General features: G+C 37.2%; 25 protein-coding genes, 2 tRNA genes, 1 other RNA gene and 1 other annotated feature. Of the genes, 5 read left to right on the top strand and 23 right to left on the bottom strand.

Features of this window, described 5'->3' with window-relative positions; genetic code table 11:
- Window positions 1–11 precede the first annotated feature (11 nt).
- The 9 genes from VIG73_RS01045 to dnaX form a co-directional block, all read right to left on the bottom strand.
- Window positions 12–455: a YaaR family protein gene (locus tag VIG73_RS01045; RefSeq protein WP_331638479.1), complete on the bottom strand. Its 444-nt coding sequence runs from the start codon at window positions 453–455 to the stop codon at window positions 12–14.
- Between the two features lie 18 nt (window positions 456–473).
- Window positions 474–803 carry a cyclic-di-AMP receptor gene (locus VIG73_RS01040; RefSeq protein ID WP_331638477.1) on the bottom strand — a complete coding sequence of 110 codons (330 nt, stop codon included), beginning with the start codon at window positions 801–803 and terminating at the stop codon, window positions 474–476.
- Window positions 804–806: 3 nt separating this feature from the next.
- Window positions 807–1457: a dTMP kinase gene (gene tmk / locus VIG73_RS01035; protein WP_331638474.1), complete on the bottom strand. Its 651-nt coding sequence runs from the start codon at window positions 1455–1457 to the stop codon at window positions 807–809.
- 233 nt (window positions 1458–1690) lie between these two features.
- Window positions 1691–1888, bottom strand: a complete 198-nt coding sequence (locus VIG73_RS01030) for a sigma factor G inhibitor Gin (RefSeq protein ID WP_331638472.1) — start codon at window positions 1886–1888, stop codon at window positions 1691–1693.
- A 77-nt stretch (window positions 1889–1965) separates the two neighbouring features.
- Window positions 1966–2232 (bottom strand): pro-sigmaK processing inhibitor BofA family protein, encoded by a 267-nt coding sequence (locus VIG73_RS01025; RefSeq protein WP_331638470.1) that lies wholly within the window; start codon window positions 2230–2232, stop codon window positions 1966–1968.
- A 112-nt stretch (window positions 2233–2344) separates the two neighbouring features.
- Window positions 2345–2566, bottom strand: coding sequence for a YaaL family protein (locus VIG73_RS01020; protein WP_331638468.1), 222 nt, complete (start codon window positions 2564–2566; stop codon window positions 2345–2347).
- A gap of 15 nt (window positions 2567–2581) precedes the next feature.
- A complete protein-coding gene (recR, locus tag VIG73_RS01015; RefSeq protein ID WP_331638466.1) occupies window positions 2582–3178 on the bottom strand; it encodes a recombination mediator RecR in 597 nt (198 codons plus the stop codon).
- Between the two features lie 12 nt (window positions 3179–3190).
- The gene (locus VIG73_RS01010; protein ID WP_331638464.1) at window positions 3191–3508 is read right to left on the bottom strand and encodes a YbaB/EbfC family nucleoid-associated protein; all 318 of its coding nucleotides are present in this window, start codon (window positions 3506–3508) and stop codon (window positions 3191–3193) included.
- Window positions 3509–3604: 96 nt separating this feature from the next.
- Window positions 3605–5290, bottom strand: a complete 1686-nt coding sequence (gene dnaX / locus VIG73_RS01005; protein WP_331638462.1) for a DNA polymerase III subunit gamma/tau — start codon at window positions 5288–5290, stop codon at window positions 3605–3607.
- A 186-nt stretch (window positions 5291–5476) separates the two neighbouring features.
- On the opposite strand from dnaX, the gene VIG73_RS01000 reads away from it, so the two are divergent.
- Window positions 5477–5689, top strand: a complete 213-nt coding sequence (locus VIG73_RS01000; RefSeq protein WP_331638460.1) for a hypothetical protein — start codon at window positions 5477–5479, stop codon at window positions 5687–5689.
- 48 nt (window positions 5690–5737) lie between these two features.
- Here the strand turns inward: VIG73_RS01000 and ffs are convergent.
- From ffs to VIG73_RS00985, 3 genes are all read right to left on the bottom strand, one after another.
- Window positions 5738–6002, bottom strand: an RNA gene (gene ffs, locus VIG73_RS00995) — signal recognition particle sRNA large type.
- 61 nt (window positions 6003–6063) lie between these two features.
- Complete coding sequence (tadA, locus tag VIG73_RS00990) at window positions 6064–6531, bottom strand: tRNA adenosine(34) deaminase TadA (RefSeq protein WP_331638458.1); 468 nt, start codon at window positions 6529–6531, stop codon at window positions 6064–6066.
- Window positions 6532–6569: 38 nt separating this feature from the next.
- Window positions 6570–6707 carry a hypothetical protein gene (locus VIG73_RS00985; protein WP_331638456.1) on the bottom strand — a complete coding sequence of 46 codons (138 nt, stop codon included), beginning with the start codon at window positions 6705–6707 and terminating at the stop codon, window positions 6570–6572.
- Between VIG73_RS00985 and hmpA the strand changes: the two genes are divergently transcribed.
- Entirely contained in the window at window positions 6703–7887 is a 1185-nt protein-coding gene (gene hmpA, locus VIG73_RS00980) for an NO-inducible flavohemoprotein (protein ID WP_331638527.1), read from the top strand. The two genes, VIG73_RS00985 and hmpA, sit on opposite strands and share 5 nt — an antisense overlap.
- A gap of 350 nt (window positions 7888–8237) precedes the next feature.
- On the opposite strand, the gene VIG73_RS00975 is transcribed toward hmpA, so the two are convergent.
- Window positions 8238–8309, bottom strand: a tRNA-Arg gene (locus VIG73_RS00975).
- Between the two features lie 154 nt (window positions 8310–8463).
- On the opposite strand from VIG73_RS00975, the gene VIG73_RS00970 reads away from it, so the two are divergent.
- Both VIG73_RS00970 and VIG73_RS00965 read left to right on the top strand, forming a co-directional pair.
- Window positions 8464–9099 (top strand): deoxynucleoside kinase, encoded by a 636-nt coding sequence (locus VIG73_RS00970; RefSeq protein WP_331638454.1) that lies wholly within the window; start codon window positions 8464–8466, stop codon window positions 9097–9099.
- A gap of 23 nt (window positions 9100–9122) precedes the next feature.
- On the top strand, window positions 9123–9794 hold the full coding sequence (locus tag VIG73_RS00965; protein WP_331638452.1) for a deoxynucleoside kinase: 672 nt from the start codon (window positions 9123–9125) through the stop codon (window positions 9792–9794).
- Window positions 9795–9863: 69 nt separating this feature from the next.
- Here VIG73_RS00965 and VIG73_RS00960 read toward each other — a convergent pair.
- The 5 genes from VIG73_RS00960 to guaB form a co-directional block, all read right to left on the bottom strand.
- Window positions 9864–9956 (bottom strand) — tRNA-Ser (locus tag VIG73_RS00960).
- Between the two features lie 159 nt (window positions 9957–10115).
- Window positions 10116–11390 carry a serine--tRNA ligase gene (gene serS / locus VIG73_RS00955; RefSeq protein ID WP_331638450.1) on the bottom strand — a complete coding sequence of 425 codons (1275 nt, stop codon included), beginning with the start codon at window positions 11388–11390 and terminating at the stop codon, window positions 10116–10118.
- A 60-nt stretch (window positions 11391–11450) separates the two neighbouring features.
- Window positions 11451–11665: a binding site (T-box leader), on the bottom strand.
- 57 nt (window positions 11666–11722) lie between these two features.
- Window positions 11723–12601, bottom strand: coding sequence for a pyridoxal 5'-phosphate synthase lyase subunit PdxS (pdxS, locus tag VIG73_RS00950; RefSeq protein WP_414648347.1), 879 nt, complete (start codon window positions 12599–12601; stop codon window positions 11723–11725).
- 13 nt (window positions 12602–12614) lie between these two features.
- Window positions 12615–13937 carry a serine hydrolase gene (locus VIG73_RS00945; protein ID WP_331638446.1) on the bottom strand — a complete coding sequence of 441 codons (1323 nt, stop codon included), beginning with the start codon at window positions 13935–13937 and terminating at the stop codon, window positions 12615–12617.
- 246 nt (window positions 13938–14183) lie between these two features.
- Entirely contained in the window at window positions 14184–15653 is a 1470-nt protein-coding gene (gene guaB / locus VIG73_RS00940; RefSeq protein ID WP_331638444.1) for an IMP dehydrogenase, read from the bottom strand.
- 166 nt (window positions 15654–15819) lie between these two features.
- Between guaB and VIG73_RS00935 the strand changes: the two genes are divergently transcribed.
- Window positions 15820–16776 carry a YaaC family protein gene (locus tag VIG73_RS00935; protein WP_331638442.1) on the top strand — a complete coding sequence of 319 codons (957 nt, stop codon included), beginning with the start codon at window positions 15820–15822 and terminating at the stop codon, window positions 16774–16776.
- A 1040-nt stretch (window positions 16777–17816) separates the two neighbouring features.
- Here VIG73_RS00935 and gyrA read toward each other — a convergent pair.
- From gyrA to yaaA, 5 genes are all read right to left on the bottom strand, one after another.
- Window positions 17817–20312, bottom strand: coding sequence for a DNA gyrase subunit A (gene gyrA / locus VIG73_RS00930; RefSeq protein ID WP_331638440.1), 2496 nt, complete (start codon window positions 20310–20312; stop codon window positions 17817–17819).
- Window positions 20313–20405: 93 nt separating this feature from the next.
- Window positions 20406–22310, bottom strand: coding sequence for a DNA topoisomerase (ATP-hydrolyzing) subunit B (gene gyrB / locus VIG73_RS00925; RefSeq protein ID WP_331638525.1), 1905 nt, complete (start codon window positions 22308–22310; stop codon window positions 20406–20408).
- Window positions 22300–22584 (bottom strand): extracellular matrix regulator RemB, encoded by a 285-nt coding sequence (remB, locus tag VIG73_RS00920; protein ID WP_331638438.1) that lies wholly within the window; start codon window positions 22582–22584, stop codon window positions 22300–22302. Before remB ends, gyrB begins: the two co-directional genes overlap by 11 nt.
- 16 nt (window positions 22585–22600) lie before the next feature.
- Window positions 22601–23713: a DNA replication/repair protein RecF gene (gene recF, locus VIG73_RS00915; RefSeq protein ID WP_331638436.1), complete on the bottom strand. Its 1113-nt coding sequence runs from the start codon at window positions 23711–23713 to the stop codon at window positions 22601–22603.
- 31 nt (window positions 23714–23744) lie between these two features.
- A complete protein-coding gene (yaaA, locus tag VIG73_RS00910) occupies window positions 23745–23963 on the bottom strand; it encodes a S4 domain-containing protein YaaA (protein ID WP_331638434.1) in 219 nt (72 codons plus the stop codon).
- Window positions 23964–24236: the final 273 nt, after the last annotated feature.

Genomic DNA, 24236 nt, shown 5'->3' with positions numbered 1-24236 from the left:
CCACATTCCTTCTAAATATATAAATTAACGAGTAATCCTTTAATTTCACCAATCATCTCTAACAAATCGACCCCTCTTTGGCCTCCTTGTAGTACTTCTTCCGTTAAAAGAAGTAATTTAGCATCTACTTCTTTGACAATCGTTAACTGACGACTTTCACCAAAAGCACTAAAACTATGCGACTTCTTTAATTCAAGCCCATCTGACACCGCTTCTTTTAAAAACCCACGAACGAGTCTTTTAAAGATCGCCAAGTCGCGAAAAGAACGATGACGCACTAAACGATCGCCTTGTAGATTAATATCTTCCATTAACTTAGATAATTCATGTTGCTTTAATTGTTGTGCTTGTGACTGAACAAGTTTATGAAAAGATGAATGTTTTTGTTCAGTCATTAAACGCGTGTTTTTCTTAGTAGGCTCAATTTGTGATCGTAAGTCTTGTGTAATCTTCATCGATAGTAACCCCTATTATTAAAATTGAAAGAAAGATTCGATTGGTAAGACGAATACGGTTGCTCCACCAACTTCTACCTTAACAGGTTTCGGGATATATGAATCGGCATTTCCACCCATCGGCGAAATAGGTGCAACCATTTGTTCACGCTGTGAGCAATTATCACGGATGATATCTAATGCTGTTTCTACTTCATGATCCTCACATCCGATCATCAATGTTGTATTACCTTCTTTTAAAAATCCTCCAGTCGAAGCAAGCTTTGTTGTTTTAAAATGACGATTTCCCAAAGCTTGTATCAACCGATTTGAATCTTTATCCTGAACAACCGCAATGAGTAACTTCATGATTCAATCCCTCCCAATAAATGAATTGTTTTTTAAAAACGCTATAATCTGCAAAAGCGCCTCGTTTTCAACACGTTCTAAAGGTTGGTTAGCTTGAATGACTTTAATTCGGTCGGGGAATTTCTCCACCAATAGATGATATGCTTCATATACTTTTTCATGAAAAGATAGAACTTCTAAATCCAAGCGATTCCTTTCTCTATCTTTATTCGCCGCAATTCGCTTTAATCCTTCTTCAGGCTCAATATCAAAAAATAATGTTAAATCTGGCATCGCATCCTGAATCGCAAATTGATTCATTTGAAAAACTTCATCCATGCCTAGACCACGTGCATAACCTTGATATGCTAAACTAGAATCGATAAATCTATCACAAAGGACGATTTTACCCGCATCTAACGCAGGTAATATCTTTTCAACAAGATGTTGCCGTCTAGCTGCAGCATATAAAAGCGCTTCTGTACGACCATCCATTTCCGTATGTTCTGGTGTCAGTATAATGTTACGAATCCGTTCAGCAATCCGAATGCCACCAGGCTCTCTTGTTGTTAATACATCATAACCTTTATTGATGAGTTGTTTTCTAATGGTCTGAAGAACGGTCGTCTTTCCCGCTCCTTCGCCACCTTCAAAAGTTATAAATAGTCCTGCCACATTCCATTTCTCCTTCAGTACACACTAAACACTATTATCTATGTTCAATCGCAATGCTACGATTTTTATATTATTTCCACTGCCTTTTTGTAATGCTATAAAAGGTGGCTTACCTTCATTGTAGCATGTCTGACACTTAATTTTCACGAAACTTCTATTCCCATTAAATAACTTGACGGTTATTTAACATCATATAACAAAAAAGCCCTTGCTATAAAGGGCAAAGACTCATTCTATGAATAAAGTTTCGGTTGATTAATTTGTTCTAATTTTCTAAGATAATAAAGATATTTCTCATCAGTTGGGTCTGTCGTAATTATTTTTTGTTCACACGCAATACATATATACATCTGGTATAAGTAGTACCCTTCTGTTTTTTCTTGGTCACAAATGCCGCATGTTTCCCATTTTAATGGACGATTTTCCTTCATCTCCCCACCTCCGTTAGTATATTATCTCCTAGACTAACGGAAGATATACGGAAGTCTTTGAAACTTTTTTCATAGGATTAGGACAATATTAAGAGATGAATAGCTGTTAACGATACAATACCAAACAGCCCCAGAAATCCTGAAACAATGACCGTAAATAGATTAATTGGTACATGTAGTCCAATCCAGCCACCGAACAGATTAATAAAGAATAATAAGAGAAGACCGATGGCTACTTTCACCATGCTTTGTCCAATTAAATGCATGATGCGGAGTGGGGCACCAACAAAGAGTACTAAAATAATTAATCCTATAATAATTGAAATCACAAGTATCGGACTCACAGGACTCGCTCCTTTTCAATCTCGTCTTACCCATACATATGAAATGGAGCCAGAAAATATGTTATTTGATACCTTACTAAAAAAACGAGGAAATGACGATTTTCCTCGTTTTTTATGATTGACCATATCTTAGTGCATTAATCTGTCTGCGTTTAGCTTCGCGTAATAAAAACATATATTTTGCTTGGGCAATTGCTACTCTGTTTTGTCCATCAATAGTTGGTTCGATACTTTGCTCAACAATCGACTGGACGCGTTTCCATTCTCTCTCGACCGTAAAAATCGCCCCTAACAATTGTTCATCAACTTGACGTTTTCTCTTTTTTCGTCTCATGCTGTCACCTAAATTCTAAAGTTCTCGTCTGCCTTCCAATGCTTTTGATAATGTCACTTCATCTGCATATTCTAAATCGCCACCTACTGGTAACCCGTGAGCAATACGTGTCGTTTTTATTCCCGATGGTTTGACTAAACGAGAAATATACATCGCAGTAGCTTCTCCTTCAATATTTGGGTTCGTTGCTAAAATTAATTCTTTGACATGCTCGTCTTTTAAACGATTTAGTAAAGAAGGAACATTAATATCTTCTGGGCCGATGCCGTCCATTGGAGAGATGGCACCATTTAAGACATGATATTTTCCGTGATATTCCTTCATTTTCTCCATAGCAATCACGTCTTTAGAATCTTGTACGACACAAATAATCGATTCATCGCGTGATGAGTCTTGACAAATAGCGCAAGGATCTTGGTCAGTAATATGGCCACAAATCGTACAATGCGTTAATTTTCTTTTCGCATTAACGAGTGCTTGCGCAAATTCGATGACATCATCTTCCTGCATATTTAAAACAAAAAATGCCAGACGTACGGCTGTTTTTGGTCCGATTCCTGGCAATTTTGTAAAACTATCAATCAACTTGGAAATTGGTTCCGGGTAGTACATGATTTATGCCTCCTAGAACAATCCACCAGGCAATCCTTTTGTGAACTGTCCCATTGTTTCAGCTGTTTTATCATCAATTTGCTTCAAAACATCATTTGTTGCAGCAATAATTAAATCTTGTAGCATTTCAATATCATCTGGGTCAATAACTTCTTCTTCAATCTTGATATCTGTAATTTCTTTTTTTCCATTCGCAGTGATTGTAACCATTCCGCCGCCTACAGATGCTTCAAATGTCATTTCATGTAGTTCATCTTGTGCTTTCATCATTTTCTTCTGCATTTTCTGCATCTGTTTCATCATATTTCCCATATTTCCCATACCTCTCATGGAAAACGCCTCCTTCTTTTTAATTCAATTCAATGTCATCTCTTATTTTCAACTAATCATTATACGAGAGTTTATCTCAGTAATCCAATTATATTCTTATTCATGAACTTTCACAACATCATCACCGAACAACTTCTTCGCCTCTTCAACTACTGGCTCGGTTTCGGTTTCTGTTTCTTGGTTCGTTGCTGCGTGTTCTTGATTTTTCACATATTCTTGCCGTAATGATTTCCAATCCGCAGCCGGAATCGGAATGATAGTCATTTCTTTTTGCGTCACGCTCGCTAATACAGACTCGGCTAAAGACTGGTTATCCAAAAATAAGGAACAATGGATTTCATATTTAAATGCGACAACAACTGCCTTTGGTGATGCCGCTACTGGTTTAGAGTCCTGAATTGTCGCATGGGCTGGCGCGCTAGTAGCCTTTAATTGTGATAAAAACGTCGCCCAATCCGCTTGGACTTTACGAAGCATATCTTTTTGTGCTTCCTGTAATGTAAGACGAATACGCTCAAATGGCACTTTATAACTGTTCTTTGATGGCCTCATTTGCCTTTTTTGCGGTTTTTGAACGGCCACTTCTTGTTGTGGCGATGTCGTCGTTGTTTCCTTTAATGATTGAACTTCTTTTTCTAATTGGTTGATTTTATGAATGACTGGAGAAGCACTTGTATCTTGCTCTGTCGCTTGATTTTGATGGCGATTCGTAATAGAAATGAGAGCAATCTCAATAAATACTTTTGGATTATTCGTCCACTTTATTTCCTGCTGACAATCATTCATGCGCATAATAGCTTCTTGAATCCACGCTACTGATATAGCTTCAACTAGTGTCCTAAAAGTTTCATCGACCGTTGCACGTTCTAATAACGTTTCTAATGTCGGTGCGCTTTTATAAAGTAATAGGTCACGTAAAAAGTAAATCATATCGTAAACAAAGCGACCGGGGTCTTTCCCGTGCTGGATCAACTCATCAAAGAGTGACAAACTGGTTTGAATATCTTGCTCATACATCGCTGTCACAATATCTGTTAAAATATGTTGCGACACACCACCTGTGACAGCCAACACGTCCTCTAGTAACACTTCACCATCACTATAAGAAATGGCTTGATCGAGTATACTAAGCGCATCACGCATTCCACCTTCAGCCGCTAGAGCAATCGCTTGTAACGCTTCTTCTGAAACAGGTGTTTCTTCTTCACTTACAATATGATGCATACGCTGAACAATCGTTTGCGATGAAATGGGTTTAAAATCAAAACGTTGACACCGAGAAATAATGGTTAGCGGAATTTTATGTGGTTCCGTCGTCGCTAAAATGAAAACAACATGTTTAGGAGGTTCTTCTAAAGTTTTTAATAACGCATTGAACGCACTCGTTGATATCATATGCACTTCATCAATAATATAAACTTTGTATGGAACTGATGTTGATGCATACTTGACATGATCACGAATATCACGAACATCTTCAACACTTGTGTTTGAAGCCGCATCCATCTCGATGACATCAGAAATTGAACCATCTAAAATACCACGACATGCTTGACATTCATTACAAGGTTCTTCACTTGGTGCCTGCTCACAATTGATCGCTTGAGCGAAAATTTTGGCAGCACTTGTCTTCCCTGTCCCACGTGGGCCAGAGAATAAATAAGCATGCGAAAATTGATTATTTAAAATGGCATTTTGTAATGTTTTTGTTATATGTGATTGACCAACTACATCTGCAAATGTCCGTGGACGCCATTTTCGATATAATGCCTGATAACTCATTTCACATGTTCCTTTCCATCGTCTCTTCTTAAGTATATCTTAAACATTGGGTGATTGTGAACTATTATCGAATGATTTTCTGTTTTACTATTTTTAGATGATTCCTTTGATATAATAGAAATTAGAATTGTTAATGTGTGCGATTACAAAAAATTGATGAAGACTTATGATAAAAGAGGGGTCTAAGTGGATAAAATTGCTAAAACAATTTATTTAATTAGCTTTATGATTCTCTTTGCCATTCAATATAAAATTGTTGGTCTAATTAATGATGCTTTTCTTCATTTTACGGGTGTTTTTCTTTTTATTCTCATGTTTTGTGTTGTTCCTGGAATTGTATTAGTTTCTCTTACATTAGCACGGAAATTGACAGACCTGTATGTCAACCGAAAAAATTAACCCCTTACTACCAAACAGGTACAAGGGGTTTCGTTTTATCTATGTATGCCGTGCACCCGCAGTCGATGGAACGGACCTATGCGTTACTTAAGTTCATGGCTCAGCTTCGGTAACCCCACGGCACACAGAAATGACCACTTACTGCTGCTTCCTTCCGGACCTGACAGGGTTCATGGGTTTCTGTTGCGCAGGACCTAAGCGTCAACACCAATTCCTTAAGGCAGACCATAAATCCGGCCACCTCGATTGGGAATTCAGTCTCGCTATAGCGGATTGCGAGTACAGGGTGCCGCTAGCTCCCCACTTAGCACGGTAATACTCATTATACTTTTTTTTCTTATAAAATGCAATGGGATTTATTTATTTGGATAAATTTACTTAAGTTTCTTCTTAGCTTGACGTAAATGTCGGAAAAAACTTGTTAAAAGCATACGACATTCCTCTTCTAGTACACCATGTGTGACATCAACTTGATGATTAAAACGTTCTTCCTCTAAAAGATTCATTAATGTCCCGGCACAACCTGCTTTCGGATCTGTTGCCCCATAAACAACGCGATTTATGCGTGACTGGACAATGGCCCCAGCGCACATCGGACATGGTTCTAATGTGACATATAAAGTACAGTCCTCTAAGCGCCAACTCCCTAACTTCTTATTCGCCTCTTGAATCGCTATAAGTTCTGCATGTGATAATGTTCTTTGCGTTGACTCACGTACATTATAGCCCTTACCAATTACTTCCCCGTTATAAACAATCACTGCTCCAATAGGCACTTCATTCATTTGTTCTGCTTTCTTCGCTTCTTCTATCGCTAAAGACATATATTGTTCATCTGTCATATTTACCACCATCATTTATTTTTTATTAACTTGTAGAATTAATCGTCAAATCCCATTAAGGCAAGTAGTTCTGGTTCATTTACTATTAAATCGTTTAATGTATATTGATCAAGAACTTTATGAAATGCTCCTAATGCTTTATTTAAAACATGTTTTAATTTACAAGCAGATATCATTAAAGCGACTGTTCCCGTATTACAAAAACATGGTACTGAAATTACGGCTCGCTTCTACCAATTAATGTTCAAAAACCATCCCGAATTAAAAAATATATTCAATCAAACAAACCAACGTAAGGGCGATCAATCACGTGCACTTGCCAATACTGTCTATGCCGCAGCTCTTCACATCGATCGTCTTGAAGATATTTTACCACATGTCATGCCGATTGCTCATAAACACAGAAGCTTAAATATTAAACCTGAGCATTATCCAATTGTTGGAAAACATTTATTATTAGGAATGAAAGATGTGCTAGGGGAAGTAGCAACACCTGAAGTGATTGAGGCTTGGGAAAAAGCTTATAATGAAATAGCCAATGTATTTATCTCAGTTGAAAAAGGAATGTACCAACAAGTTGAAGATAAACCAGGTGGATGGGCAGACTACCGCGATTTCAAAGTAACGAAAAAGATAGTTGAAAGTGATGTTATTACATCATTCTATTTAGAACCTGCTGATGGAAATCCATTTCCTAACCATAAACCAGGTCAGTATTTAACAATTAAAGCGGAGATTGATGGACAATCATATACACATTTACGCCAATATACGATTTCATGTGCGACTGGAGAAGGGGTATATCGCATTAGCGTTAAACGTGAAGATGCGACAGATAATAGTCCACGTGGTATTGTGTCTAACTATTTACATGAATATGTTCATGAAGGAAGTATTATTCCGGTCAGTGCGCCAGCAGGTGATTTTATTCTTGACATCGATGACACAAGACCTCTTATTTTATTAAGTGGTGGAGTTGGGTTAACACCGATGATGAGTATGTTAGAAACTGTTATTAAAGAACAACCAAACCGCGAAGTGCTCTTTATCCATGCGGCAAGAAATGAGAAGGTACACGCGATGAAAGAACGCGTTCAAGACATTGTTAAAGAACTTAAACAAGTATCTAATTTTACAGTTTATAGTGAGCCGGAGAAAGCGGATCACTGTGATAACGTCGGTTATATTGATTACGATTGGTTAACGCCTATCTTACCAACAAATGATGCTGCCTTTTATTTCTGTGGGCCTGAAGGGTTTATGGAAGCAATGTACCGTCATTTAAGACAATTTCATGTATCTGAAGCAGATTGCCATTTCGAATTCTTCGGATCTGCAAAAGATATGACAGCTTAAATCAATCAAACTTAAAAAGAGTCTGAGACAAATAGATGCTCTATCAAAGAAAATCCGAACGTAGTGCATATTCATCGCTTCGGAAATATACTTCGCTTTCACCACTCCGGGTACAAGTGCGACATCTCCTTAGGCTCACTTTGTTCGCCTTCGGAGTGTCTTCTTTGCCGCTTAGCGGCTGGTGAGCCTCCAACGCACAGGACGTCCTAGTGTCGGTGTATGCCACAGGACGTGACCGTACCTAGCCGACCAGGAGGCTACGTATATTTCCTACGCTAAAATAGTACAATGTTCGTCTTTGAGTTGAGCATATTATTTTTGTCCCATCTCTTTTTTTAATGACACACTAACGTCCCTGACAGGAGTCGAACCTGTGCACATAGCTTAGGAGGCTACTGCTCTATCCACTGAGCTACAGAGACAAACAAATAATATTATACACTAGAATTGCCATTCGGTGAACTACATTTTTTTCGTTAATTAAGGACTAAAAGCCCGTTCATTTTACATGGTACAAGCCTATACTCTATGCTAGAATAATAAATTATAGGTAGCTTGAACAAGGAGGGATTGCTAATGAAAGATGTCCCTTTTATAGCCATAGAAGGACCCATTGGGGTGGGAAAAACATCTTTAGCAGAAAGACTGAGTTCCCATTACGGTTTCCATCTTTTAAAAGAAATCGTCGATGAAAATCCGTTTCTTGGGAAATTTTACGATGATATCAGAGAATGGAGTTTTCAGACGGAGATGTTCTTTTTATGCAATCGTTTTAAACAATTAGAAGATGTGGAAAACGACTATTTAAAAAAACAGAAACCAGTCATTGCTGATTACCATATCGGAAAAAATATGATTTTCGCCCAAAGAACATTACAAGGAGATAAATTAAATAAATATAAACAAATTTATCAGATTATCACAGAGGATATACCTCTACCGAACATGATAATTTATCTTCATGCTAGTCTAGATACACTTTTGGACCGTATCGAATGCCGCGGGAGAGAAATTGAAAAAAATATCCAACCCGACTATCTTGAACAGCTTTCTCAAGATTATGACGTGTTTATGAAGCAGTTTGGACAAAAGAATCCACATATCCCTATCATTCGAGTGAATGGTGATGAAATGGATTTTGTAAATCGAAAAGAAGATTTAGAAGCAATCATTAAACAAGTTGATGAAAAATTAATAGCTTACTCGCATTAATTTTTATACAGGAGGACATCAAGATGAATTTACGGGAAAAATATAATATCCCAAATGACAGTATCATTACCATCGCTGGAACGGTAGGGGTTGGAAAGTCAACAATGACCAAAGCCTTATCACAAGCTCTTAATTTTAAAACTTCATTTGAAAAAGTGGATAATAACCCATATTTAGAGAGATTTTATAAAGATTTTAAACGTTGGAGTTTTCATTTACAAATTTATTTTCTAGCAGAGCGTTTTAAAGAACAAAAAAGAATGTTTGAATATGGTGGGGGTTTTGTGCAAGATCGTTCTATCTATGAGGATACAGGTATTTTTGCAAAAATGCATTATGAAAAAGGAACGATGTCACCAGAAGACTACGAAACATACAAGAGTTTATTTGAAGCCATGGTCATGACACCATATTTCCCACATCCAGATTTACTCATATATTTAGAAGGATCATTAAAAGATATATTAGAAAGAATCGAAAAACGTGGTCGCGATATGGAAAAAAGTACCCCAACTTCATATTGGAAAGAAATGCATCGACGATATGATGATTGGATTAACAGTTTTAATTCTTGTCCCATTTTACGAATTGATATCAATGATTACGACTTGGTTCATGATAAACAATCGATTGAACCAATCATCGAGAAGATTAGCCATTCCATCAACCAAGCAAGAAAATGGAAAAAAAAATAAAAAAAATCGCTACACCCTGATGTAGCGATTTTTTTATATCTCCAAAATTTTATGCGCTAATAAATTAAATGGAGGAGGTAGAGGGATTCGAACCCCCGCGGGCTTTGACACCCCTTTCGGTTTTCAAGACCGACCCCTTCAGCCAGACTTGGGTATACCTCCATAATCAACATTATTAAATATACACGAATTCTTATGAGATGTCAATATAAAAATAAAAAAAACTTTACTTTAAATTAACATTTATACTTATGTCGAGTAATTAAGGGACTATCCGAAATAGTGGGATTGCCATTCAATTTCGGACAGTCCATCTATACATTATTTAATTACTTCCAAACCACCCATATAAGGACGTAAGACTTCTGGCACGATAACAGAACCGTCTTCTTGTTGATAGTTCTCTAAAATCGCGACAATTGTTCGACCAATCGCAAGACCAGAACCATTTAATGTATGAACAAATTCTGGTTTCCCTTTCGCACCGCGACGGAAACGAATACTTGCACGCCGAGCTTGAAAATCCTCAAAGTTAGAGCAAGAAGAGATTTCGCGATAGGTGTTCTGATTTGGTACCCATACTTCAATATCATATTTTTTTGCAGCGGTAAAACCTAAGTCACCTGTACACATACTCATCACACGGTATGGAAGCTTTAATAATTGCAATATTTTCTCCGCATGCCCTGTTAGTTGTTCTAAAGCGTCATATGAATCTTCTGGTTTCACAAACTGAACGAGTTCGACTTTATTAAATTGATGTTGGCGAATTAATCCTCGAGTATCACGACCAGCAGAACCTGCTTCAGAACGGAAACAGCCACTATAAGCAACATATTTCTGTGGTAAGTCCGCTTCTTTTAGAATTTCTTGGCTATGATAATTTGTAACAGGAACTTCTGCTGTCGGAATTAAATAATAATCCCATTCTTCAATATGAAAGGCATCTTCACTAAATTTTGGAAGCTGTCCTGTTCCTGTCATACTGTTACGATTAACTAAATAAGGTGGTAACATTTCTTCATAGCCATGATGTTCAGCATGGTAATCCATCATAAAATTCCAAAGTGCTCGTTCTAATCTAGCACCTAACCCTTTATAGAAAACGAAGCGACTACCTGCCACTTTTGCTGCACGCTCGAAATCTAAAATGCCAAGGTCTGTCCCTAAATCCCAATGTGGTTTAATTTCAAATGGGAATTTAGGAATTTCCCCCCAGCGACGGACTTCTACATTATCTTCTTCATCCTCACCGATTGGCACACTTTCATGAGGTATATTTGGGATAGATAACATCACATGCTTTAATTGCCCCTCAATCTCCCGTAATTTCTGATCTAATTCAGCGATACGATCACCAACTTCTCGCATTTCAGTGATAACAGGTTGAACATCTTTGCCTTCTTTTTTTAGAATCGGGATTTGTTTTGATACTTCATTACGCTTCGCCTTTAAATTTTCGGTTTCTACAATCAATTGTCGACGATTTTGATCTAATTCTCCAAATCGTTCTAAGTCAGATAAATCTTCACCACGATGCTCTAGTTTTTTTGTGATTTCTTTAAAGTTATTTCGCAAATACTTTATATCCAACATAATAATCAACCTCCTAATGATAAAATTGTTATATAAAGATTAAAAAACTCCCGTCCCTATAAAAGGGACGAGAGTTTGAATTCCCGCGTTGCCACCCAAATTGAAGTTACAATAACTTCCTGCTTCAAAATATAACGGCATTGTACCGGGTCTACTTACTGTCAATTCGGTAAACCAGTTCAAGGATGGATTCACAGTATTTCCTATCGGTTTGCACCAACCACCGACTCTCTTAAAGAAAATAAGCTGTTACTATTTCCTCTCATTACTTTTATGTTTGTTATTTAAGCTTATCATAACGAACTTTCTCATAAGTTTCAAGTCTTGAGAAATTATTCGCTACGATCTTGCATCATTTCATTTGGAGATAAAGTTTTCATATCAATACCTTTCATTGCCGTTCCTAAATTCTTAGATAGTTCAGCAATAAGGGCGTAGTCTTGATAATTCTTTGTTGCTTGAACAACTGCTTTAGCAAATTTCTCAGGGTTTTCTGACTTAAAGATACCTGAGCCAACAAAAACACCATCTGCACCTAATTCCATTAATAACGCAGCATCACTCGGTGTTGCTACACCACCTGCAGCATAGTTCACTACCGGAAGTCGTCCTTCCTTACGTATCGCTAATAACACATCATATGGAGCGGCAATGTTTTTGGCATATGTCATCACTTCATCTTCAGACATACTCATTAATTTACGAACATCGGCTTGGATTTGTCTCATATGACGAACCGCTTCCACAATATTTCCCGTTCCCGGTTCTCCTTTTGTTCTAAGCATAGAAGCACCTTCTCCAATACGGCGAGCGGCTTCTCCTAAATGACGAGCACCACAAACAAATGGCACAGAAAAATCGGATTTCTTAATATGATATACATCATCTGCAGGTGTTAAAACTTCACTTTCATCAATATAATCGACACCAATTGATTCAAGCACTCTTGCTTCAACAATATGACCGATACGAACTTTTGCCATAACTGGAATGGATACAGCGTTCATAATCTCTTCTGCTTTTAGTGGGTCAGCCATCCGTGCGACACCACCTGCCGCTCGAATATCAGATGGCACACGTTCTAGTGCCATCACAGCAACAGCACCTGCTGCTTCTGCGATTTTTGCTTGTTCTGCGTTAACGACGTCCATAATGACGCCACCTTTAGGCATGACAATTTGCTTTTGTTTATCTTGTTGCATCTTATTCATTCCCCTTTTTTATTTAGTTAAACCAACCTTTAATCATATCTACAATACTTGAAAATAAGTTAGAGAAAAACTCACCAATTGCTCGTAACATTAACATGAACCAATTGCTTTTCTCAACGGAATCCTTCGTAATGACATCGACTTGTTGCTTTTCAGATTCAACGATATAACCGAGATCATCACCATCATAAACAAGTTCGGCTGTACCTATTTTCTCACCTTTTTTCACGGGTGCTTCTAATTCACCGGAGTCCGTCAATTTCTTTTTATCCAGTTTATAAGTCAAACTATATTTATCTTCTGTACCTTTTTTAATTGGAATAACGATGGCATCTTTTATTTCGATATCGACTGTTTTATCTTTTCCTTTTATGACTGGTAATGTGGATTCATCTTTAATTTGGTAGCCTTTTGAAAATAGTTCTACATCTTCAAAATTATTGTAACCATAATCCATTAATTTAATTGTTTCTTTAAAACGGGTTGCTTCGCTATCTGTTTTCATTACAACAGAAATCAAACGTTTACCGTTTCTTTCAGCTGTTCCTGTGAAACAATATCCTGCAAGATCTGTATAGCCTGTCTTAAGGCCGTCGATTCCTTCATAATAAAATTGTTTAAAGTTTACACTATTATGTGGTAACATCCAATTCCAGTTCGTAATCATCTTTCCATCAAACTCGATTTCCGGAATGCTAGAAATTTCCAACGCTTCTGGATAATCATTAATTAAGTGATAAGCAAGTAACGCGGCAGACCGAGCAGATAAGAGGTTAACACCTTTTGGATCTGTCCCTTCAGGATGGTTTTTTCCTAATGATTCATTATCCAATCCACTAGAATTCACAAATTTAAATTCCGTTAATCCCATTTCCTCGGCTTTCTTATTCATCATTTTTACAAATTCGCCTTCTGAACCCGCAATCAATTCAGCAAGTGCAATCGTTGCAGCGTTATCTGAGTTAATAGCCATGGCATGATATAACTCTTCGACTGTATAATCTTTATCCTGTGTTAAACCGATTCCTGAAAAGCTCGGATCGGCTGAAATACTATAGGAATAATCACTAATTTGTGTTGTTGAATCCCAATTTATTTCTCGTTTATCTATCGCTTCTAAAACGAGATATTCTGTCATCATTTTTGTCATACTAGCAGGTGGAAGAGAAACATCGGGGTTTTTAGAGTACAATATTTTCCCTGTCCCGGCATCTACTAAAATAGCAGATTCTGCTTTTAACTTTAATGTTTTCGCTTCTGTTGAATGTGGTCCGACAAACGAAATAGTCAAGATGACCACAAAAAGTATAGCTATCTGTTTATATATTTTCTTCAACTTCTTCTACCCCTCTTTTACAGTTTGTATATATTAAAAAACGATTAAACTCAAGTTCATAGAATAATAGGCACCCTTGTATTTTATCATAAAAACAAATAAAAAAATAGATTAGTTTCGTTAATTACCTTTTCAAAAATTGAATATTTAATTAAAAAATTCAATGATTATACAATGTAAAAGTGGGATATAAAAAAAGCGGATACCACCGAATATGACATTCTTAGTATCCGCCTTATTATCATTTTATAAAGAATAGTTTGGTGCCTCTTTTGTAACTTGAACATCATGTGGGTGACTTTCGCGTAACCCAGCATTTGTAATACGAACAAACTGTGTCTCTTTACGAAGAGCTTCAATATCCTTTGAACCACAATACCCCATACCAGCACGTAACCCACCGATAAGTTGATGAATCGTATCAGCTAAGGCTCCTTTATAAGCAATGCGTCCTTCGATTCCCTCAGGAACAAGCTTTTTCACATCGTTTGAATCTTGGAAGTAGCGGTCTTTCGATCCAGCCTTCATCGCTCCTAGTGATCCCATACCGCGATATACTTTATAGCTTCTACCTTGGTAAATTTCCATTTCACCAGGGCTTTCTTTCGTTCCAGCAAGTAAACTTCCAAGCATAACAGCATTTCCACCAGCTGCTAATGCTTTTACGATATCGCCTGAGTATTTAATGCCACCGTCAGCGATAATAGCGACATTATGTTTCGCAGCCTCTCTAGCACAATCATAAACAGCTGTGATCTGTGGAACACCTACACCGGCTACAACGCGTGTCGTACAAATTGAACCTGGTCCAATACCGACTTTTACGACTGTTGCGCCAGCTTCAATCAATGCTTTTGTTCCTTCTTTTGTTGCAACATTTCCTGCAATTATATCGAGGTCCGGATAAGCTTGACGCACTTTTCTTACCTGGTCGAGAACACCTTGAGAATGGCCATGCGCTGTATCAATGACAATCACATCGACACCGGCTTCTACCAATTTTTCAATGCGTGTCATCACATCACTTGTTACCCCAACAGCTGCACCAACTAATAAGCGGCCTTGTGAGTCTTTTGCAGCATTCGGATATTCAATGACTTTTTCAATATCTTTAATCGTAATAAGTCCTTTTAAAATAAAATCATCATCTACAAGTGGTAGTTTTTCAATTTTATATTGTTGAAGTAGCTTTTTCGCTTCTTCTAAAGTTGTCCCAACAGGAGCAGTTACTAAATTTTCACTCGTCATCACTTCGTGGATAGGAATTGAATAATTTTCAATAAAACGCAGATCACGGTTTGTTAAAATACCAACAAGCTTTTGTTCCTCAATTGAATTAACAATTGGTACACCAGAAATACGGAATTTCCCCATTAAATGTTCCGCATCATAAACTTGATGTTCCGGTGTTAAGAAGAATGGATTTGTTATAACACCACTTTCTGAACGTTTGACACGGTCTACATGTTCTGCCTGCTCTTCGATAGACATGTTTTTATGAATAATTCCTAGACCACCTTGACGGGCAAGCGATATAGCCATTTCAGCTTCTGTCACTGTATCCATTCCTGCACTCATGATAGGGATATTTAATTTGATTTTTTCTGATAAAACCGTACTGACATCCACTTCCCTCGGCAAAACTTCAGAATGATCTGGTACTAGTAAGACATCATCAAATGTTAATCCTTCTTTAGAAAACTTATCCTCACGCATGGCGAACCTCCTATTTTAATATTTTACGTTAATTTGGCCAAGCTAAGCGGTAAATCTATTTCTAATTACAATACGTGATTAACTTTGAATTTTCAACAACATTGGGTTAGAAAAACAAAGTAATTACATTCCTAATTTTCTCATTTTTAGTCTTGAGGTGAAAAAATTGCATATAGATGATGAGACGATATTAATATATTTAACCTCTCAAGAAACTGCTCAATCCTTTCTCCACCGTGTATATGAGCGAAGTGAAGCACTCAAAGAAATTGCAGATGTCAAAAGCTATGAAAACTGTCATTCCTTTATGTATTATTTAGACCATGGAAGAAAATTATTCAATGCTGGTCATCAAGTTGATATCATTTTTCAGCCAACTCTCTATTTTTATGGTATGGGGCATTTTATGAAAGCCTTAATCCTTACTGAACGCCCTCATTATCCAGAATCCACCTCCATGATGGCCCATGGTGTTTCGAGTAGGAAACGAAAGAAAAAGGCTTATACTTTTTTAGATGATGAGGTTAAAATACAACATCAAGGGTTATTACCCTATTTTTCAGAGCATGTTTTGTCAATGAATCGATTGCCTTTTGAAAAAATCAAGATGCTTTATTTATGTTCTTTAGTCCCTGAATTACAATCACTTTTTTTATTAACTCAAGATCCTAAACTGGTGAAAATTCCATTTAAAAAACAAAAATTAACGTTTCCAAGCATGTTGTTAGACCGCTACCATATGACAGCACATACCTTTATCAATCGTATAAAACCTTTTCTACCACATATTTTAGAAACAAATATAACGAAATCAACGATAGAAATAACACTAGCCAAACAACTATCTGAGTATAATACGCCATTTTTCTTCGATAAAAATGAGCAAATATACTTTCCTGCTTCGCGAGATATTTTTTATCCAATTTCTGAGATTATTATACATTACTTATTATTGTATAATCTGAGTATGTTAAGTCGTTATGAAGCGGGCTGGTGGGGCGACTTAATAGTGACCAAAGCGGATATTGATTACCCTTTTATTGTTAAATTCCTTGAAATTACCGCCTGGAAAGTCCCCTACTTATTTGAAAAAGCACTGCAAAACAAATTCTTTAATCCATAATTTTACCTTCTTTAGAAATGTGGTAGGAAGAAAATGAATTGAACCTGCTTAGAGCGTCAGGGTTAGCAATAAAAGATAGTCATAAACAAAGAGACCGCGACAAAATAACATGAACTGCCCACTGTTAAGTAGACAGCGGAAATAATAAAACGGTTTTGGCTCTGTATTAAAGAAGGAGCTAAAGCCGTTTAATCATTCTTTAGACGAAAATATATGGATCCATTGTTTTGCGAAATGCTCAGCAATGGTGTCTTTTGATTTGTACGTTTATCCCTTGTCTTCTCTATAATATTGCATTGGAGTGGGTAATGATAGGTAAGTCAGCGTTGGGTGCGTGTGTTACTTCACATTGAACACGTCAATGGTAGGTAAGTCAGTCAGATTTGCTCGAGATACCTCGCATTGAACAAGTCAATGGTAGGTAAGTCAGTGCGGGTTGCTTGAGATACCTCGCATTGAAGCCGTCAATGGTATGTAAATCGGTGCGGGTTGCTTGAGTTAGCTCGCATTGCCCCCGTCAATGTTATGTAAATCAGTGCGGGTCGCTTGAGTTAGCTCACATTGCCCCCGTCAATGTTATGTAAATCAGTGCGGGTCGCTTGAGTTAGCTCACATTGAAGCCGTCAATGGTATGTAAATCGGTGCGAGTTGCTTAAGATACCTCGCATTGAACACGTCAATGATAGGTAAGTCAGTCAGAGTTGCTTGAGATACCTCGCATTGAACACGTCAATGATAGGTAAGTCAGTCAGAGTTGCTTGAGATACCTCGCATTGAACAAGTCAATGGTAGGTAAGTCAGTGCGGGTTGCTTGAGTTAGCTCGCATTGAACACGTCAATGATAGGTAAGTCAACTGAACCCTCATCTACTTAGCTCGCATTAAGGTGTCACTTTGACACAGGTAAAAAGAGAGACTCTTGACAGTAAAAAAACTATAAAGCATGTTTATTTGTAAAAAGTAAAAGCGCATGAAATCAAATGTAAAACCCTTGATTTCATGCGCTTTTATAATTTTTACTGGGTTTGTCCCAGTCTCTTATCATTTGTCATCATGATTCTCCTCAAGACTTTCTTCGTCATCATTCGTTTGTTCATCATCTTCATCAAGATCTTCTTCTTCAACCTTTGCAACTGTAGCCACTTCTTCATTATCTTGAATACGGATGAGTCTTACTCCTTGCGTATTACGACCGGTTTCTGAAATTTCTTCAACTGGTATCCGGATTAGTACTCCGTCGACCGTGATTAACATAATATCTTCTTCACCGTTTACGGCTTTAACCGATACGACATAATCCGTCTCGTCTGGAAGTTTACACGTAAAGATTCCCTTTCCACCACGGTTTGTGACACGGTATTCTTCTTCTGGGGTTCGTTTTCCGACACCTTTATTCGTTACGTGGAGAATTTGTGAATCTGCTTCTAAAATATCCATTGACACAACCTCATCATCTTCACGTAACGTAATACCTTTTACTCCAGCGGCTGCCCGCCCCATTGATCGCACTTGATTTTCCGAGAAACGAATAATATAGCCCTTTTTCGTCGCGATAAAAATTTCCTTGTCACCATCTGTCATTTTCACAGAAATTAATTCATCATCATCACGCAAATTAAGAGCAATTAAACCGCCTTTACGGATGTTGGCAAATTGGGAGATTTGCGTTCGCTTAGATATACCATGCTTAGTCGTAAAGAAGAAATACCAGTCATCACTAAATTCATTAACAGGCATGACAGCATTGACCCATTCATCTTGATCGACTTGTAACAAATTAATAATTGGTATCCCTTTAGCTGTTCGACTAAATTCTGGAATTTCAAATCCGCGTAATTTATATACCTTTCCTTTATTAGTGAAAAAGAGAATCGTATCATGTGTTGAAGTTGATACTAAATGTTCAACAAAATCATCTTCATGAGTTCCCATTCCTTGAATACCACGTCCACCACGACGCTGGGTCCGATATGTTGAAGATGGTAGACGTTTAATATAACCCCGATGTGTTAAAATGATGACAATATTCTCTTCCGGAATCAAATCTTCATCCTCAAAGAAATCGACACCACCTAAAACAATTTCTGTTCGGCGTTCATCATTATATTTTTCTTTTATCTCTGTTAACTCTTCACGAATAATGTCTAAAATCTTTTCTTCATCCGCTAAAATAGCCTTTAGTTCGGCGATTAGTTTAATTAAATCATTGTATTCTGTTTCAATTTTTTCACGTTCTAAGCCTGTCAAACGTTGGAGTCGCATATCTAAAATAGCTTGAGCTTGCTTTTCAGTTAGGCCAAAACGCTCCATGAGACCGACTCTAGCAATATCTGCCGTCTTTGAGTTGCGAATCAGTGTGATGACTTCATCGAGATGATCTAGTGCAATACGTAAACCTTCTAGTATATGAGCACGTGCTTCTGCTTTTCGTAATTCAAAGGCAGTGCGTCGTTTTATAATTTCTTTTTGATGATTTAAATAATGTGACAATGATTCTTTTATATTAAGCACTTTTGGTTGACCATCTACTAACGCAAGCATATTAACACCAAAAGTTGTTTGCAGAGACGTATATTTATATAAATTATTTAAAACAACATTCGCATTGGCATCGCGACGTAATTCCATGACAATTCGCATACCTTCACGGTCTGATTCATCACGAAGTTCCGTAATACCATCAATTCGTTTTTCACGGACGTGTTCAGCAATTTTTTCAATTAATTTTGCTTTATTGACTTGATACGGTAATTCAGTAACAATAATGCGTTCGCGCCCGCTTTTTTGTTCTTCTATCTCTACCTTAGCACGTAGCGTAATTGAGCCTCGACCTGTTTCATAGGCTTTACGAATACCGCTTCGTCCTAATATTTTACCCGCTGTCGGAAAGTCTGGGCCTGGTAAATAATCTTCCATAATTTCTTCGATTGTTAGATCTGGATCACGGCTTAATGCTAGGACAGCATCGATTGTTTCCCCCAAATTATGTGGTGGAATATTCGTAGCCATTCCTACTGCAATACCATGTGCACCGTTAACAAGTAAGTTCGGAAATCGTGACGGAAAAACGACAGGTTCACGTTCTGAACCATCATAGTTATCGGTATAGTCAATCGTATCTTTATTAATATCACGTAACAATTCCATAGATATACGTGACATTCTTGCTTCTGTATAACGCATCGCCGCAGCAGAGTCACCATCAACAGAACCGAAGTTACCATGACCATCAACTAACATATAACGATAGCTAAAATCTTGAGCCATTCTTACCATGGCATCATATACGGCAGAATCACCATGTGGGTGATATTTCCCGATGACTTCACCAACGATACGAGCTGACTTTTTATATGCCTTTCCAGCGTGCATGCCCAAGTCATTCATAGCATATAAAATTCTTCGATGTACCGGTTTAAGGCCATCGCGTACGTCAGGAAGGGCACGAGACACGATAACACTCATCGCATAATCTAAAAATGATGTGCGCACTTCTTGACTGATATTAACATCCTGTACATTTGGACGTTCATTCATATTGATAACCTCCTAAGGATAAAGACAGCATCATGTCTCTATGAAACAGTTCCAAATTCATCATATCTGTTCTTCTATTAGTAACAGATATAATTAAATATCTAAATTTTTCACCGATAAAGCATTCTCTTCAATAAAATGACGGCGCGGTTCTACCTTATCCCCCATCAATACGTCAAAAGTTTGATCCGCTTCAATCGCATCAACAAGTTCAACACGTAATAATGTTCGGCTTTCCGGTGCCATCGTTGTTTCCCATAATTGTTCAGCATTCATTTCTCCAAGACCTTTATAGCGTTGTAGGCCAGGTTTTGGTGATTTAGGTAGTTCGGCCAACATGTCCTCTAACTGACGATCATCATAGACGTAATAAGCCTTTTTACCTTGTTGAACTTTATATAAAGGTGGCTGAGCAATATAAACATAGCCATTTTCAATTAAAGGACGCATAAACCGATAGAAAAATGTTAATAATAATGTTCGAATATGAGCCCCATCAACGTCGGCATCTGTCATGATAATAATCTTATGATATCGAGCTTTTTCAATATCAAATTCTTCGCCAATCCCTGTACCAAGAGCCGTTATAATGGCGCGAATTTCATTATTTGATAAAATACGGTCTAAACGTGCTTTTTCAACATTTAATATTTTACCACGTAGCGGAAGAATCGCTTGGAAATGGCGGTCACGTCCTTGTTTAGCTGACCCACCTGCAGAATCCCCCTCAACAATGTAGAGTTCACTAATTGTGGCATCACGTGATGAACAGTCTGCTAATTTTCCAGGTAAATTTGAGACTTCTAGAGCATTTTTTCTCCGTGTTAAATCACGCGCTTTTTTAGCCGCCTCACGGGCACGTGAAGCCATTAATCCTTTTTCTACAATTATTTTTCCAATAGTTGGATTTTCCATTAAATACTTTGAAAAAACATCACTGAAAACGGAATCAGTAACTGCCCGGACTTCACTATTTCCTAATTTTGTTTTCGTTTGTCCTTCAAATTGTGGATCAGGATGCTTGATTGAAACAATCGCAGTAATCCCTTCACGAACATCATCACCTGATAAATTTGATTCGGTTTCTTTTAATAAATTGTTTTTTCGCGCATAATCATTAATCACACGAGTTAATGCCGCTTTGAAGCCAGATTCATGTGTTCCACCTTCATGTGTGCTAATGTTGTTTGCAAAGGAAAATATATTGCTAGTAAATCCCGTATTATACTGAAGAGCTATATCAACCGTAATATCATCTTCAATTCCTTCAGCAAAAAATGGTTCATGTAGGACTTCCTTATTTTTGTTAATGTATTCGACATATTCACTAATTCCACCTTCATAATGGAAAGTGACTGGCTCCTTATCAGAACGCTTGTCTTCTAGTGAAATTTGAATTCCTTTATTTAAAAATGCCAGCTCACGTAACCGCTGACTTAATATATCAAATTCATACACGAGTGTTTCTGTAAAAATATCTGGATCAGGTTTAAAGTGAACTTTTGTCCCTGTCTTGTCTGTTTCTCCAATGACTTTTAATTCATCAGTTACAATACCTTTCTCAAAACCGATGTAATAAATCTTACCATCTAAATGGACATATACATCTAAATGAGTTGACAAAGCATTAACGACAGCTGCACCAACACCGTGTAGACCGCCTGAAACTTTATAGCTGTCACCATCAAACTTTCCACCTGCATGTAAGACAGTCATAATGACTTCAACAGCTGGTTTACCCGTCTTCTTCTGGATGTCAACCGGGATACCACGTCCATTATCTGTTACGGTAATACTATTATCTTCTTCAATTGTTACCTCAATATGATCACAATAACCTGCAAGAGCTTCGTCAATACTGTTATCGACAATTTCCCATACAAGATGGTGCAATCCTCTGGAACTCGTTGAACCGATATACATTCCAGGTCTTTTACGAACAGCCTCTAGTCCCTCTAATACTTGTATTTGATCTGCGGTATATTTTTTATCTTCCATTCGTTTCTTCCACATCCATTTCTACCTGATAGTTAGGGAAAGTTTCCCCTTCATGGACACGCTTTGTTAATGTATCAACAGACAAAGCACTTAAATAAATCGCATCAGTTGCAAAGATAATTGATTTGGCATCTTTTTCTGATCCGACTATATTTCTTTTATGAGTCATCAACATGTCTTCCATCATATGAGATGATGATACAACATCATAATTAATGATCGAGATAATTTGTTCAGATTGAATCATTGATTCATTTCCGATATGAATAAACACAATTGCCTCCTATTTGTTAAGTCTGAATCTGACCTTGACTAACATGAAATATGGTTGCTTTATTTAATGTATCGTGATGAATCCCATCAACTGTTGTTGTCGTCACAAATGTTTGTACTTTTCCTTGAATTGTATGTAACAAGTGTGACTGGCGATAATCATCAAGTTCACTTAGGACATCATCAAGTAATAAAACAGGGTACTCGTTAATTTCGTTTTTTATTAATTCAATTTCTGCTAATTTAATGGACAAAGCGGTTGTTCGCTGTTGCCCTTGAGAACCATAAGTCTGAACATCTCTACCATTTACGATAAATGCAAGATCATCACGATGTGGACCAACGAGTGTTGTTCCACGTTCAATTTCCTGTTCTTGAATATCCCTAAATTTTTCCATATATATTGTTTCTATTTTTCCCTTATTCGCCTTTTCTAATACGTTGATCGTTGGGACATATGTGATTTCTAACTGTTCTTTCTGGCGACTGATTTGAAGATGAATTTCATGTGACCATTCTCTTAACCGTTCAAGAAATTTAAAACGACGCTCTAAAATAGTTGCGGCGTGTTCAACAAGTTGTTCCGTCAATATGGTTAACATCATATAATCATCATGTTTTCGACGTTGTAATTGTTTTAGGAGATGGTTTCGTTGACGTAAAATTTTTTGATATTGCCCTAAATGATAAATATAGGTTGGTTGAATTTGTCCTAACTCCATATCGATAAACCGACGTCTATGCTGTGGCGAGCCTTTAACAAGAGCTAAATCTTCTGGAGCGAACATCACAACATTCAGTGCCCCAATATAATCACTTAAGCGTCTCTGTTCAAGACGATTCCATTTGGCTTTTTTCCCTTTTGGTGAAATAACGATTTCAAGTGGCATGGATTGATTTCTTTTCCTTAATATTCCCTCTACTTTAGCAAATGATTTTTCCCACTGAATCAATTCCTTTTCCTTTGTCGTTCGATGTGATTTTGTAAAGGCGAGTAAATAAATAGCCTCTAATAGATTTGTCTTTCCCTGTGCATTTTCTCCAATAATCACATTAACCTCATTGTTAAAATCAATCGTTAAATCATCATAGTTTCGATAGTTTGTTAATTTTAACTGTTCAATTTGCATTAACATTCCTCATTTTTCTCTCACACTGAAACTACTTCTTTGTAACCTGAATCTTTAAGCCATCTTCAAATTCAACGATATCATTTGGATATATTTTTCTTCCGCGGCGTTTTTCTCTTTCACCATTGACAAGTACACCTTGTTCCTGAAGAAATTGTTTAATAACGCCACCCGATTCAAAAACATTTGCTAACTTTAACAATTGTCCAAGTGTTATATACTCAGTTGTTATGTCAATTCGTTCATGCATATGATCACCGTATCCTCTTCTTTTACCGTTAAAAGCCTTGTATATCTATTTTACTAAAGATTTCATGTTAATGAAAGGACGACCCCATATTTATCCTAAAAACGCATCAAAATGCCTTATTTTGCTTTTTATCGGGAGGTTTAATCAAGCTTTATTATTAAAATGAATCAATGTCATACTACTTCACTTAAAAATACATAGACTTACAATACTAACATAAATAATTTTTCCACTTTGAGTGTTGCTTCTAACCCGCAGTTGACATACACTTCG

The organism is Cerasibacillus sp. (assembly GCF_036516575.1).
GTDB lineage: Bacteria > Bacillota > Bacilli > Bacillales > Amphibacillaceae > Cerasibacillus.
Note: the sequence above shows the minus strand (reverse complement) of the source record. Positions and strands in the feature narration are given on the sequence as shown.

Coding starts and splice junctions, on each gene's coding strand:
- VIG73_RS01045 (WP_331638479.1), bottom strand. CDS start 455: ATGAAGATTACACAAGACTTACGATCACAAATTGAGCCTACTAAGAAA.
- VIG73_RS01040 (WP_331638477.1), bottom strand. CDS start 803: ATGAAGTTACTCATTGCGGTTGTTCAGGATAAAGATTCAAATCGGTTG.
- VIG73_RS01030 (WP_331638472.1), bottom strand. CDS start 1,888: ATGAAGGAAAATCGTCCATTAAAATGGGAAACATGCGGCATTTGTGAC.
- VIG73_RS01020 (WP_331638468.1), bottom strand. CDS start 2,566: ATGAGACGAAAAAAGAGAAAACGTCAAGTTGATGAACAATTGTTAGGG.
- recR (WP_331638466.1), bottom strand. CDS start 3,178: ATGTACTACCCGGAACCAATTTCCAAGTTGATTGATAGTTTTACAAAA.
- VIG73_RS01010 (WP_331638464.1), bottom strand. CDS start 3,508: ATGAGAGGTATGGGAAATATGGGAAATATGATGAAACAGATGCAGAAA.
- dnaX (WP_331638462.1), bottom strand. CDS start 5,290: ATGAGTTATCAGGCATTATATCGAAAATGGCGTCCACGGACATTTGCA.
- tadA (WP_331638458.1), bottom strand. CDS start 6,531: ATGACAGATGAACAATATATGTCTTTAGCGATAGAAGAAGCGAAGAAA.
- VIG73_RS00985 (WP_331638456.1), bottom strand. CDS start 6,707: ATGATATCTGCTTGTAAATTAAAACATGTTTTAAATAAAGCATTAGGA.
- VIG73_RS00970 (WP_331638454.1), top strand. CDS start 8,464: ATGAAAGATGTCCCTTTTATAGCCATAGAAGGACCCATTGGGGTGGGA.
- VIG73_RS00965 (WP_331638452.1), top strand. CDS start 9,123: ATGAATTTACGGGAAAAATATAATATCCCAAATGACAGTATCATTACC.
- serS (WP_331638450.1), bottom strand. CDS start 11,390: ATGTTGGATATAAAGTATTTGCGAAATAACTTTAAAGAAATCACAAAA.
- pdxS (WP_414648347.1), bottom strand. CDS start 12,601: ATGAATAAGATGCAACAAGATAAACAAAAGCAAATTGTCATGCCTAAA.
- guaB (WP_331638444.1), bottom strand. CDS start 15,653: ATGCGTGAGGATAAGTTTTCTAAAGAAGGATTAACATTTGATGATGTC.
- gyrA (WP_331638440.1), bottom strand. CDS start 20,312: ATGAATGAACGTCCAAATGTACAGGATGTTAATATCAGTCAAGAAGTG.
- gyrB (WP_331638525.1), bottom strand. CDS start 22,310: ATGGAAGATAAAAAATATACCGCAGATCAAATACAAGTATTAGAGGGA.
- recF (WP_331638436.1), bottom strand. CDS start 23,713: ATGCAAATTGAACAGTTAAAATTAACAAACTATCGAAACTATGATGAT.
- yaaA (WP_331638434.1), bottom strand. CDS start 23,963: ATGCATGAACGAATTGACATAACAACTGAGTATATAACACTTGGACAA.